At 37.5% G+C, this 12,734-nt stretch carries 11 protein-coding genes; 10 read left to right on the forward strand and 1 reads right to left on the reverse strand.

Annotation, left to right across the window (positions count from 1 at the left end; all coding sequences use genetic code 11):
- Positions 1–659 precede the first annotated feature (659 nt).
- From G4Y78_RS02960 to G4Y78_RS02985, 6 genes are all read left to right on the forward strand, one after another.
- Positions 660–1,469: a helix-turn-helix domain-containing protein gene (locus tag G4Y78_RS02960; protein ID WP_163831523.1), complete on the forward strand. Its 810-nt coding sequence runs from the start codon at positions 660–662 to the stop codon at positions 1,467–1,469.
- Positions 1,470–1,701: 232 nt separating this feature from the next.
- Positions 1,702–2,004, forward strand: coding sequence for a hypothetical protein (locus tag G4Y78_RS02965; RefSeq protein ID WP_163831525.1), 303 nt, complete (start codon positions 1,702–1,704; stop codon positions 2,002–2,004).
- A 424-nt stretch (positions 2,005–2,428) separates the two neighbouring features.
- Entirely contained in the window at positions 2,429–3,535 is a 1,107-nt protein-coding gene (locus G4Y78_RS02970; protein WP_163831527.1) for a cytochrome-c peroxidase, read from the forward strand.
- Positions 3,536–3,635: 100 nt separating this feature from the next.
- On the forward strand, positions 3,636–4,817 hold the full coding sequence (locus tag G4Y78_RS02975; RefSeq protein ID WP_163831529.1) for a cytochrome-c peroxidase: 1,182 nt from the start codon (positions 3,636–3,638) through the stop codon (positions 4,815–4,817).
- Entirely contained in the window at positions 4,814–5,401 is a 588-nt protein-coding gene (locus G4Y78_RS02980; protein WP_222937628.1) for an arsenate reductase (azurin) small subunit, read from the forward strand. The genes G4Y78_RS02975 and G4Y78_RS02980 overlap by 4 nt, the downstream gene beginning before the upstream one ends.
- 4 nt (positions 5,402–5,405) lie before the next feature.
- The gene (locus G4Y78_RS02985; RefSeq protein WP_163831531.1) at positions 5,406–5,762 is read left to right on the forward strand and encodes a hypothetical protein; all 357 of its coding nucleotides are present in this window, start codon (positions 5,406–5,408) and stop codon (positions 5,760–5,762) included.
- A gap of 12 nt (positions 5,763–5,774) precedes the next feature.
- Here the strand turns inward: G4Y78_RS02985 and G4Y78_RS02990 are convergent, their stop codons facing one another.
- Positions 5,775–6,710 (reverse strand): IS1595 family transposase, encoded by a 936-nt coding sequence (locus G4Y78_RS02990; RefSeq protein WP_163830705.1) that lies wholly within the window; start codon positions 6,708–6,710, stop codon positions 5,775–5,777.
- Between the two features lie 85 nt (positions 6,711–6,795).
- Here G4Y78_RS02990 and G4Y78_RS02995 point away from each other — a divergent pair, with 85 nt between their 5' ends.
- The 4 genes from G4Y78_RS02995 (at position 6,796) to lpdA (ending at position 12,627) form a co-directional block, all read left to right on the forward strand.
- The gene (locus G4Y78_RS02995; protein WP_163831533.1) at positions 6,796–9,144 is read left to right on the forward strand and encodes a molybdopterin oxidoreductase family protein; all 2,349 of its coding nucleotides are present in this window, start codon (positions 6,796–6,798) and stop codon (positions 9,142–9,144) included.
- A 404-nt stretch (positions 9,145–9,548) separates the two neighbouring features.
- Positions 9,549–10,358 carry a sterol desaturase family protein gene (locus G4Y78_RS03000; RefSeq protein ID WP_163831535.1) on the forward strand — a complete coding sequence of 270 codons (810 nt, stop codon included), beginning with the start codon at positions 9,549–9,551 and terminating at the stop codon, positions 10,356–10,358.
- Between the two features lie 8 nt (positions 10,359–10,366).
- On the forward strand, positions 10,367–11,071 hold the full coding sequence (locus G4Y78_RS03005) for a TVP38/TMEM64 family protein (RefSeq protein WP_163831537.1): 705 nt from the start codon (positions 10,367–10,369) through the stop codon (positions 11,069–11,071).
- 86 nt (positions 11,072–11,157) lie between these two features.
- The gene (lpdA, locus tag G4Y78_RS03010) at positions 11,158–12,627 is read left to right on the forward strand and encodes a dihydrolipoyl dehydrogenase (RefSeq protein WP_163831540.1); all 1,470 of its coding nucleotides are present in this window, start codon (positions 11,158–11,160) and stop codon (positions 12,625–12,627) included.
- Positions 12,628–12,734: the final 107 nt, after the last annotated feature.

Genomic DNA, 12,734 nt, shown 5'->3' on the forward strand with positions numbered 1-12,734 from the left:
TAAAAAGAGCACATATGATAAATAAACACCTTCAAGTTACACTTTGATGAAATGCGTCAATTTAAGTGTTTTATTGAACTTTGCCTATAAAACATCCAATGTAGGACAAGGTACTTCTAAGTTATACAGTGTTTAGATGTAGCTTCAGCATTTTTTAGTGTAATTAGGCTGTTTGAAAGTTATATATAATCTTTCAAATAAAATATAAGAAAAATTTTAGTTTGGTTGAAAGTTTAAACTAGTTAGCTGTGTCCTATAGATCAAGTGGGCTGTCACTAGTTGATGGACAACTGTAAAAGAACAGCAATTAGTACAATAGGCCAATAGATTTTTATGGTTCAAGGTTTATTGACGAGGGGAGAAACAGGGAATTTTGTACAGGAAGTTAAAAAAAGGCTAGAAGTCTTTGTGGAACTTTCTAGCAGGGTAGTAATCGATGATAGGCAAATAAGAGGAATCCCATAAGGTGGTTTGATTGTGATCAACTATGTTATGAATAGTATTTTTAGACAGTAAGTTGAAAGCAACAAATTTTAATTTTGGTGAAATACAAGCTAACATTGCTTAGTTAATAATATTAATCCTCTTCATTCATTATAAAAAAGCAGCCTTTCGATTATAAGTTTTTATATGCTATTAACCATGGGTGCGTTGTAGATATGACTAAGATTGATGGTAGAAAGCTGTCACATGAAGAGCTAGAAAAAATCAGAATTGCTGCAGTAAAGCGTGTATTGGCAGGAGAAAGTCCTGAGCTAGTAATCAAGTCAGTTGGTTTTCATCGTTCATGTATTTACGATTGGCTTTCTCAGTATCAAAAGCACGGTGAAGAAGGCTTGAAAGCAAAGCCTATTACTGGGCGTCCACCAAAATTGACTGAAGAGCATTTGAATCAACTGGTGTCAGTGCTGCAAAAAAAACCAACTGAGTTTGGTATTGAAAAAGCACTTTGGGACAGAGAGTCTTTTAAGCTGGTCATCGAGCAAACCTTTCAAGTGAAAATCAGTAAAACTGGAGTAAGTCGCTTACTGGCAAAGCTAGGCATTTACAGTAAAGAAGATTATGACTTTTCTGCTAATGACTCTCTTCGTGAACGGGTTGCTGTGATCAAGATGGAAGCTAAAAAAAGTAGAGAAGTTTTATATTTTATTAGCAATCATCCGATAACTAATGATATTGACAATTCCCCAACTGCTATTTGCTTGTGTGCAGTCACAGCAAAAGGCGACTTACGGTTTATACTAGCAACGCAAGAGCAGGCTGAGTTGGTAGGCAATCAATTTACTGAGAGCTTAACATTAACAGTGCAAAAACCAGTTAAGTTGGTCGAGTTAGATGAGCTAAAACAATTTAGTTATGTCACGGGTACTGACGGAGCAACTGCAACTGATGTCAATACGGATAGTGTGAATAACCAAGACCCAATGAGTACCTCATTTTATTCTGCAAGTCACACACAATACCTATAAGCAAGTAATTCACTGATAGACTACCTAAAAATAAAAGTTACCCTACGTTGTTAACCTCTGGGGTGATTTTACCCATTGATACTCTCCTCATTAGATGCCCTAATTTTTCCAGGGCATCATTTCCAAATTACTTCTTAGCTTAAGTCTCTTTAACATTAACCCTGCCTGATAAGCAAGGTTGCTTTATCCAGGTTCTCAAAGGTCAATAGAAAACAGAAAAAGGAGACTAATTATGGCAAGTTGCAGCCCATTTGATGTAGCATTTAAAAGTGAACCTGAAGTACTTTTTGAAAAAGTAAAAACAATGCTGGCTCAGTATAATGGTACTGTCACAGGTAATGAGAAAAAAGCATCTTTTCAGCTTACAATTCCAGTAATTGGCCAAATTAAAGGTAAATATGTTGTCAACGGTAAAGTAGCAACTATTACGATAACTGATCGACCCTGGTTATTGGCTTGTTCTACTGTAGAGAAGTTTTTACGGGATAAAATTGCTGAAATGGAAAACTTAGATTTACACGAGCTGCTGGTGTAAATAATTAGTAACTAAGGCTTACCTGGGTAACTAGGTAGGCTTTACAGCTACTCATTTTCTATACAGTCTCAAATTTTTACAACTTTTCCCTTCTCTAAAATTACATTTTATTAAAATGAGTTTCTCTCCAGTTGTAATATAAATTACTCTGTTAACACACCCTAAATAAACTAAACAGTAACAAGTTGGTTAAGTGGATAGCTGAAAACCAAAATCTGTTATATGATTTGTTTAATGCTTGTGATTTATTTAACGTTCTGTTTGTTGGGTACATATATGTATATTTAGTAAAATACTTTACTTTCAATTAGTTGTGAAAAAATGTAACTGGCTTAGGTTTTGCCTTATATGATTTTTAGAGGTACAAAATTTACTAGTAACAGAATCTACTTTAATTCATGCAAAGACAAGGATGTCACATACCATGAGGCTTATAGTACAGGCCAAAAAATTTAAAATTGTTGTATTATTAGTATTGATAATAAACAGTACATTGATAACAGCTGATAATACTAAAAGTCTCAAAGCTAATAGCGATACTGATATTGCTTTGGTTGAATTAGGTAAGCGGTTGTTTTTTGATAAACGTCTCTCGGGCGATAGTAGTATTGCTTGTAGTGATTGTCATCAGCCACAGCATGGCTTTACCCACAACTCACCCTTGTCACCAGGATATCCTGGTAACAAGCACTTTCGCAATGCTCCTACGTTAATTAATACTGCGTTAAAAACCCGTTGGTTTCATGATGGTAGAATTGCAACTAATTTAAATGATGTAGTCAGGGAAATGTTGACAGAAGACTATATCATGAATATGGATATGCGCTTAATGCAAGAGCGATTGAAACAAGACCCGATTTATCCAACACTATTTGATCAAGCAGGACTGGGTGAGCCCAGTAATGGTGGAGTCAGAAAAGCACTGCCTGCGTTTTTGGCCTCTCTAACATCTTTGCAAAATGCTTATGATACAGACGAACTAACAGTACAAGCGAAACAAGGTAAAAAATTATTTTTTGGTAAAGCTGGCTGTAGTCAATGCCATAGGGGCATTTTATTTACAGATGAATTACCCCATAACACAGGAGTGCCTGAAAATTTATCAGTATTTCTTGATCCCCTAAGGCATCAGGCCTTTCTTGCCTTTAACATGTTTATGGGAGTATCTGATTATATGTCACTTAAGCGCGATGTAGGTGCACATGTTTTAACTCATAAGGCAGACGGTAGCGATAGAGAGCAGTTTATTACCCCAACTCTTAAAGAACTAAAATATACAGCACCTTATATGCATAATGGAGTTTTTAATACCCTTAATGAAGTGATATCATTTTATAACAAAGGTGGTGGTAAAGATCGCAACCTTGATAAAAGGATTAAGCCATTAAACTTAACAAAAGTAGAACAAAAGTCACTTGTTGCTTTTCTTGAATCATTATCATCACCTACGAATGTAGCTAAACAATATAGCGATCTAAAACAACAGTATAGCTATCATTTAATTGAAAAATGGCAGGAAAAAGTGAATTAATTATTTATTAGTTATTAAGGTTGGAGAGGTAAGTGTTGTGTAAAATAATTTAAAAGAGGCTGCATACGTAAAATAGATTTATAGTAAGCAGGGATTGCTAATGAAACGATTAAAATACTTGTGGTTCAAGGTTGCTACGTTTACTCTGCTATTGTTATGGGCACAACAAGTCTTATTTCAGCAAGCTAAAGCCAGTCAATTTCCACCATTAAGTCCTTTAGGTAAAGTACCTGAGCCTAATGATAATAAAACAACAGAACAAAAGGTAGCATTAGGAAAACTGCTTTTCTTTGATGGTCGTTTAGGTGGTGACGGCTCAACAGCATGTGCTTCCTGCCATGTACCAGAAATGGGGTGGGATTGGCCAGGTAAATTGTCATTAGGCTACCCTGGTACAATTCACTGGCGAAATGCTCAAACAATAATTAATGCAGCTTATTATGATAAGTTATTTTGGGCGGGTTCTGCTAAATCCTTAGAGGGACAAGCTCGATCTGCTGCTAAAGGAGCGGTTGCGGGTAATGGTGAAGATGACATTATGGAAGCCAGGTTGGCATTAATTCCTGAATATCGTGAGCAATTTAAAAAAGTCTTTGGTGATGAATGGCCTAAAATTAATAATGCATGGAATGCAATTGCAGCATTTGAGCGTACCTTAATTCAAACTGATACTCCTCTCGATCGTTTTTTAATAGGAGATAAGGCAGCACTAACAACAGAGCAAATCGCTGGCAAAAAATTATTTGAAGGTAAAGCTGGCTGTATTCAGTGTCATAATGGTGCTTTAGCTTCAGATCAATCCTATCATAATGTTGGTGTCCCACCTAGCAGTGAATGGTTAACTAACCCATTGGCTCAAATAACCATGCGTTATGAACTGTATGCTAAGGGAATAAATGAACAGCAATATCGTCATACTAAGGCTGATCCTGGGGCTTATTTTCGTACCAAACATTCTGCTATGAAAGGTAAATTCAGAACACCGTCTTTACGTTATACCCTTTATACAGCACCTTACATGCATAATGGTGAACTAGCTGACTTGAAAGAAGTGATTAATTTTTATGATAGAGGTGGATTTACTAAGGATGGAAGAACCACAGCGTATCCAGCAACCAAGAGCCAACTCATTAAGCCACTTGGCCTGACAAAGAAGGAAAAACAGCAATTGTTATTATTTTTAAAAGCATTTTCTGGAGAAAAAATTACCATAGAACGTCCTAAACTACCTGCCTATCAGCCGTTGTTCAGTAAAAATGAATTAAAGGAGGCAAAGAAATGATCCCTACTAATATAGCAATGGATGCTGAAAATAAAAAAGCCTCTTGTTTAATGAATCGTCGGCAGTTTTTGCTTAATTCAAGTAAAGCGGCAGTGGCTTCTTTGGTCCCATTGGTCGTCTATAACCAAGCTGGTGAAGCACAGTCATTAACTGCCAAAATGGTTAAGTACCCTAATAAGCAGGTAGCTAATGTTAATAACTTGAGAGTTAATGAGCCGATTAATATCCATTATCCGGATGAAGGAGTAAATACAGCTTCCATTTTAGTAAAGCTAGGGGTATCAGCAGGAGGGGGCGTTGGCTCTGAAGCCGATATTGTGGCGTTTAGTTATTATTGCAGCCACCAGGGAGGTCCATTACAAGGTACTTATAAGGCAGTTGATGGACATAGGGTATTAGGCCCTTGTCCATTTCACTTGTCGCTATTTGATTTAACCCGCCATGGTATTTTAGTTGCTGGGCAAGCATATCAAAGCTTGCCACAAATTGTTTTGGAAATACAAAATGAAGCAATAATTGCTACAGGCATCATGGGGTTGTTGTTTGGACGTACTGATAATTTAATTGCATCAGCAGGAGGTTAGTGCAATGGCCAGGCATATGTGTTCACAGGAAGATCATATTCCATTACCGCCACCAACTGCTGAAGTAATTACCACTGCTTGTGATTATTGTGTAGTTGCCTGTGGGTTTAAAGTTTATCGTTGGCCAATTAGAGAACCAAGTGGTGGGATGAAAGCTAATGAAAATGCTTTTGGCATAGACTTTCCGAGTTTTCCTTTGCAGGCTTGGGTGGCACCTGCTCAATATAATGTAATTATGCATAACGGAGAGCCTCATCACATCGTGATTGTGCCCGATAAACAGACGAAAGTGGTAAATAAATCAGGTGATTCCAGTATGCGTGGAGGGTTATTGGCGCAAAAAGTTTATAATCCTTCCTAATTATCATCATACCTAAGCTATATTTAGTAGCTTACCTGGTAGTGGAGGTGTTCTCAGTGCTACAAATGCTAGCCTAGGAATAAATTCTACTAAGCTAAATCTTCGATTAAATCGATACTGAAATTCAGCAAGATAACGTTGTGCATATTTAGCGCGAATAGCATGATAAGTGCTACGTAAAGCACTTTTTAAGTTTCCAAGGATGGTGTTAACCCAATAAAATTCAGGTTCCTCTACTGATGCACGACCACCACCGCATACAATTTTATCATGAAGACAACCTGCTTCTATGACACCATTAAAACAGGCCAGTCCATCGGAGATTACGGTACTGCCCTTGGCCAAATTCTGCCTACTCCAAGCCGTTATCTCTTCTTTATTAAACCCTTTTAAAATGCTCAGTTTAATTCGTGTCGGTTGACCTTGTTTTGTTGTTTCTACGGCTGCTACAAAAGGTATTTTCCCATCTGCTCCCCTACCTCTTTTGCAACCTGTACGCTCGCCACCAAGATAGGCATCATCAATTTCAATAAAACCCGACAATTGCTTGGTGCCTTCTCTTTCTTGCATCACTTTCATGAGCTTATGTTTCATTCTCCAGGCAGCTTGATAGGAAATACCTAAATGGCGATGTAATTCTATGGCTGATATACCTTTTTTGTCTTGGGAGATCAAATACATCCCTTGGAACCAAGTCTTTAATGGTAATTTGGTTGATTCAAAGATAGTACCTGCAGTTACAGATGTTTGCTGGTGACATTTATAGCACTGCTGAAGCTTTCTAGTAGTGAGTTGACAGCATTTGTCGTATCCACAATTGGGGCACTGAAAACCTTCTGGCCATCGCAATTTGTATAAGGTATTAAAGCATTGTTCTTCTGTACCATATTGTTTGAGAAACTCGTTTAAACTCAGGCCTTTTTGAAATTGAACTTTGTTGATAGCCATTATTTATACCTTCTCAATTAAGTTTCCATGCTGTTCAAATATACAGCAGTTAATGGCTTAGGTATAGTGATAATTAGGTAATCCTTTGACTGCAACGAAAGATAGATTGTTACAACCATTAATTCGTGTAGGTGGGATTCTACAGCCCGTCAACTGGGATTTTGCAATGGATGTAGCAAGTGAAATTGCTGTTTATGTAAGGGATAAATTTGGAGCTAATGCTTATTGTGTAAAAACTTACTCGTATCAATATATTGAAAATACTTATGCAATTACTAAATACGCCTTGCGTCATTTAAATACGGCAAATTTTACCTTTCATGATACGCCTTCTGATGTCACTTCTACACCTGGCTTTCGTGATGCTGGGTTTGATAACTTTGGGCCAAGCTACGATGACTGGGGTGCTGCTGATGTATTAATGATTTGTGGTACAGACCCTTATGAAACGAAAACTATACTATTTACCCAGTATATAATGCCAGCCATTCAAAAAGGGATGCAAACTATTACGCTTAATCCCCGAGAAACTTCTGGGATTGCTTATATGAAAAAAATGGGAGGTTTACATATAGACTTATATCCAGGTACCGATACGTTAGTATTGGGCGCTATTGCAAGAGTTATTATGGAAAATGGTTGGGAAGACGGTGAGTGGCTAAAGCAATGGGTTAACAATAAGTGGGAGTCAAACTCTGGCTTTGGCCAGGGGACTCGCAATACCCCATGGCAATGGCGTACTACCTGGAAAAAGTTTCAAACAGATGGTTTTGATGATTATAAAAAATGGAATTTCTCTCAACCTGAATATGAGCCGGAATATGCAGCTAAAATTGCTGGAATTAATGTAGAAAAGATTTATAAAGCAGCGGTTATGCTGGCAAAGCCAAATATTGATGGGTCTAGAAAAAAAGCTTCTTTTGGCATTGAAAAAGGCTTCTACTGGAGTAATAACACGGGTAATACCAATGCAATTGCAAGTTTGGCTACTATTTGTGGGACTGGTGGCCGTGAGGGAAGAGTGATAGGTCGATTTGGTGGGCATCAACGGGGAGGAGTTTGGGGAGGTAAATTACCAAGAAATAAATCGCCTGAAAAACTGCCTGGTAGAAGGCGTAGGGCGTTGGATGTTGATCGCTGGTTAGTTTCAGGTCATACCCGATTAGCCCATGTGATAGGTACCACTTGGATTCAGTCAATGACAGGATCACAAGGGCTATACAGCAAATTTCGTGAGTTAACTCAAAACAATCCCCATCAGGTGGATAGTTTTGATAAAGCTAAAATAATCGCAACTTTAAAAAAACGAGTTGAATCTGGAGGGATGGTTGTTTTTAACCAGGATATTTATTTACGTGACCCTATAGGTGCTCGGTTTGCTGATATTATTTTTCCTGCTGCTACCTGGGGAGAGGAAAACTTCACCCGTGCTAATGGTGAACGACGATTAAGGCTGTATCAAAAATTTTATGATTCACCCGGTGATGCAAAACCCGACTGGTGGATTATTGCTAGGCTTGCACGCAAAATGGGTTATGATGGATTTGACTGGCAAGACTCAAATAGTGTTGCTGAAGAAGCTGCTCGTTTTAGCCGTGGCTCAAGAAAAGATTTTTACATGGTTAAAATAGCGGCTAACAAAGCTGGAATAAACTTGCATGAACAATTGAGGCGAATGGGAACAAATGGTATCCAAGCACCAGTCTTTTATAATTATAAAACTGACCAGTTAATTGGTACCAAACGATTGCATGATACTGAAATGTCGGAACAAGCATTGGCAGAAAAAGGCTTAGAAAATGGTCCACAAGGCGCTAATATTATACCTAAAACATTGTTAGCATTTAATACCCATACAGGAAAAGTTAATTTACAAAAGCATCCATGGAGTTTATTTGCTGATTTTCATCAATGGATGCAACCGAAAGAAGATGAACTTTGGTTTACTAACGGACGCATTAATGAAATATGGCAGTCGGGTTTTGATGACACTCAGCGCCGGGCTTTTACCATGCAGCGTTGGCCAGAAAATTGGGTAGAAATTCATCCAATAGATGCTAAAGCCAGAGGTATTGAGTCCGGTGATCGGGTAATTTTGTATTCTGATCGAGTGCCCTGTTTTAAAGACACTCTGCATGGCAGCTATGAAGATCAATTTCAGTTTACTGAGCTGTTAGCCAAGGGGCATATAGAGCTAGAACAGGCCGCGGTAACAGCCATTGCTATGGTTACCCCAGCAATTAAGCAAGGTGTGTTGTATTCAAATATGCTCGACATGCGGCAGCCAACCAATGCTTTAACTGCCAGAGTTGTTGATAATATCAGTGGTAATTACAACTTTAAAATGGGAGTTGCCAGGGCTAAAAAAATGAGTGAATCACCCTATAAACGTCAGTTTCGTAACTTTTCTTTCGTACCGAGGAATATCGTTTAGATTGGATGCCCGTTAATCTAACCACTTTGAGTAGATATAATAGCCACAACGAATGGTTTTTTGACCTCAAGATTAGCGATAGTGACAACAAACACTAAAAACCATTAGGGAAGGGTATATAAGCACTGTAGTTGACTGGTAGCAATAACCCTAGAGTTTGCTGATGTTCTCTGCAATCATTTGGAGCTACTTAGGCTCCATTTTTTTGTTCTGTATTATTAACTCAAGTTGCTATGATGTGGGTTATAACGATGCCTGTCGGACAAGTTTAGGCATCATTTGTGAGTAATGCATATTAAAGGACATCTATAGGTTGCATTGTTAGTAAGTATAATGAAATAAATTTATCTATATCAGGTTCTATAAGATAATGACCTAACAAACACTCTATATAAGGTTTGGTTATGACAGAGCTTGATATAGTTAATATATCTAGATTACTCATATTTTTGGTAACCATCGTGCTAATAGGCTATTTTGAGCATCGGTTTCCATGTCGATTAATTACAAAGAAATGGCGGCACTTATTAGGCAACTTTGCACTAATCATTATATCCACAGGAATTCTCAGGTTATTTTTTAAATTATTATTACCATTTTCAGTCGCTATAGTTACTAGTCAAAATCAATGGGGATTGTCCTATTGGTTAGGCTTCACAGATCTGACAGAAAATGTCTTAATGATTATAGGTTGGGTCATTCTATTAGATTGTGCTATTTATTGGCAGCACCGGTTGATGCATAAAATACCGATTTTGTGGCGATTCCATAAAATACATCATGCTGACCGAGAGTTTGATTTTTCTACCGGTTTTCGTTTCCATCCGATTGAAATGATTATTTCAGTATTATTCAAGTCACTTTTAATAATACTGTTAGGTATACCGACTATTGCTGTCATTGTTTTTGAAATTTTGCTAAGTACATCCTCTCTCTTTGAGCATGCAAACTTTCGTTTGCCAGCAAAAGTTGATCTACTATTGCGGAAAGTGATTGTAACTCCCAGTATGCATAGGATTCATCACTCTGTTATCCCTACAGAAACCAATGCTAATTTTGGATTTAACCTAAGCTGGTGGGATTATCTATTTGGAAGTTATCGAGAGGAGCCCGCAACAAATGAAGTGGTTATGCCGATTGGCTTAACAGAATATCAAAAGAGTGATACATCATCTATTCGTTGGATGATAGCCTTACCATTCAAACAACAATAGGGCAAGTTATGTCTAAATCAAAGTTAATAGTATTAGCCATAGTAATAATTGGGATTGGGTTGTTTTTTGCCTTTGGTTTTCATCAGCACTTAACGGTGGATGGTATAAAAAACCTTTATGCTGAACAAATAGGTCCAATGAAAGAAAACAATCCATTTATGCTAATTGCTATATTCTTTGTGGTATATGTATTTGTAACAGCCCTTTCTTTACCGGGTGCAGCAATAATGACGATTATTGCTGGCTTAATATTTGGGTTGTTAACTGGTGTGATTATTGTTTCATTCGCCAGTACTATAGGAGCAACATTAGCATTTTTAATTTCAAGAACCCTACTAGGTGATTGGGTACAGCATAAATTTGCTAGTCACTTGAAAACAATAAATGAAGGGATTGAGCAAGAAGGTGGTTTTTATTTGTTTACTTTAAGATTAATTCCTGCAATACCTTTTTTTATAATTAATCTAGTCATGGGGCTAACACCAATTAGAGTATTACAATTCTTTTTGGTTAGCCAAGTTGGCATGCTGCCCGGAACCATTGTTTATGTAAATGCAGGAGCTAGCCTGTCAAATGTAGAAGAACTTTCTGTTACAGGGCTATTTACTCCTGGAATCATTATTTCATTTTTATTATTAGCAGCATTCCCTTGGATTGCAAAAGGTATTGTTAAATTGATTAAGGTTAAACAGTCGGATCAAGATATAGAATAATTTAGAGGTACCTTTTAGGTGTTTCTAATAGGTGCCGCTTAGTTACTTTTAATAAAATAGTAGGGCTTTATAGTAAGGTTTCTCGTATGAACAATCCTCAAAGATCTTTTACCAAGCCAAAACAATTTGATACAAATATTATTGCAATTGGTGCAGGCTCTGCTGGTTTGGTAACATCTTATATTGCTGCTGCCGTTAAAGCCAAGGTAGCCTTGATTGAACGTCATAAAATGGGTGGGGATTGCTTAAATACAGGGTGTGTTCCATCAAAAGCGCTTATTCGCTCAGCAAAAATTAAACACTATATTGATCGAGCAGCTGAATTTGGGCTAGAGCAGACAGCAGTAACAGTGAACTTTGCTAAAGTAATGGAGCGAGTACAACGTATTATAAAAAAGGTAGAGCCGCATGACTCCATCGAGCGTTATACTGGATTAGGAGTTGAGTGTGTTACTGGAAGTGCTAAAATAAAGTCCCCCTATGAAGTGGAAGTCGATGATAAAGTCATTACAACTAAAAATATTGTAATTGCAACTGGTGCTAGGCCTTTTGTTCCCCCTATTTCTGGAATAGAAAACATTGACTATTATACATCAGATACTATTTGGGAAATTCGTGAACAGCCAAAAAGGCTACTGGTATTAGGCGGTGGTCCAATTGGTTGTGAGTTGGCTCAGGCTTTTTCCAGGCTGGGTTCTGAGGTCATTCAGTTGGATATGGCTGAACGTGTTTTACCTAGAGAAGATGAAGATGTCGCTAAATTTGTGACTAATAAATTTCAAGCTGAAGGTATTGATGTTCGAGTAAATCATAAAGCAATAGAGTTTAAGCAACAAAATGATAAGAAAATATTGATTGCTGAATACCAGGGAGAAAATATTGAAGTTGAGTGTGATACTGTTTTATTAGCTGTAGGACGTCAGGCTAATTCTAAAGGACTTGGCTTAGAAGAGCTAGGGATAGAATTAAATCCACAGGGCACAATAAAAGTAAATGAATATCTGCAAACCAACTATAAAAATATTTATGCCTGTGGTGATGTGGCAGGCCCTTATCAGTTTACCCATACAGCGGCTCATCAGGCATGGTATGCTTGTGTTAATGCACTTTTTGGTAAATTAAAAAAATTCAAAGTTGATTATTCGGTAATTCCGTGGGCAACTTTTACTGATCCTGAAGTCGCTAGAGTAGGATTGAATGAGCAAGATGCTAAAGATCAAGGGATTCCCTATGAAGTCACTTATTATGGTATTGATGATTTAGATCGAGCAATTGCTGATGAAGAAGACCATGGATTTGTCAAAGTACTCACTCAGCCTGGAAAAGATAAAATCTTAGGTGTGACAATAGTTGGTTATCACGCAGCAGAACTGATTGCTGAGTTCGTTAGTGCTATGAAGCATGGTTTAGGTTTAAATAAAATCCTTGGAACCATTCATATTTATCCCACATTAGCAGAAGCGAATAAATATGCTGCAGGTATGTGGAAAAAAGCCAATGTATCACCCACTATATTAGCTTGGCTGGAAAAATTTCATAGATGGATGCGGAAGTAAATGATTTTTATAAATTCCATCCTAATATTTACCTAGCGTCCAGCTAAAGCGGTACCAGTTTGATCTCTTTAAATTGGTAGGATTTGTTGTCTTCGTTGAACTCTACG

This window comes from Spartinivicinus ruber (assembly GCF_011009015.1).
Classification (GTDB): Bacteria; Pseudomonadota; Gammaproteobacteria; order Pseudomonadales; family Zooshikellaceae; genus Spartinivicinus; species Spartinivicinus ruber.

Coding starts and splice junctions, on each gene's coding strand:
- G4Y78_RS03005 (WP_163831537.1), top strand. CDS start 10,367: ATGTCTAAATCAAAGTTAATAGTATTAGCCATAGTAATAATTGGGATT.
- G4Y78_RS03000 (WP_163831535.1), top strand. CDS start 9,549: ATGACAGAGCTTGATATAGTTAATATATCTAGATTACTCATATTTTTG.
- G4Y78_RS02990 (WP_163830705.1), bottom strand. CDS start 6,710: ATGGCTATCAACAAAGTTCAATTTCAAAAAGGCCTGAGTTTAAACGAG.
- G4Y78_RS02965 (WP_163831525.1), top strand. CDS start 1,702: ATGGCAAGTTGCAGCCCATTTGATGTAGCATTTAAAAGTGAACCTGAA.
- G4Y78_RS02980 (WP_222937628.1), top strand. CDS start 4,814: ATGATCCCTACTAATATAGCAATGGATGCTGAAAATAAAAAAGCCTCT.
- G4Y78_RS02970 (WP_163831527.1), top strand. CDS start 2,429: ATGAGGCTTATAGTACAGGCCAAAAAATTTAAAATTGTTGTATTATTA.
- G4Y78_RS02975 (WP_163831529.1), top strand. CDS start 3,636: ATGAAACGATTAAAATACTTGTGGTTCAAGGTTGCTACGTTTACTCTG.
- G4Y78_RS02960 (WP_163831523.1), top strand. CDS start 660: ATGACTAAGATTGATGGTAGAAAGCTGTCACATGAAGAGCTAGAAAAA.
- G4Y78_RS02985 (WP_163831531.1), top strand. CDS start 5,406: ATGGCCAGGCATATGTGTTCACAGGAAGATCATATTCCATTACCGCCA.
- lpdA (WP_163831540.1), top strand. CDS start 11,158: ATGAACAATCCTCAAAGATCTTTTACCAAGCCAAAACAATTTGATACA.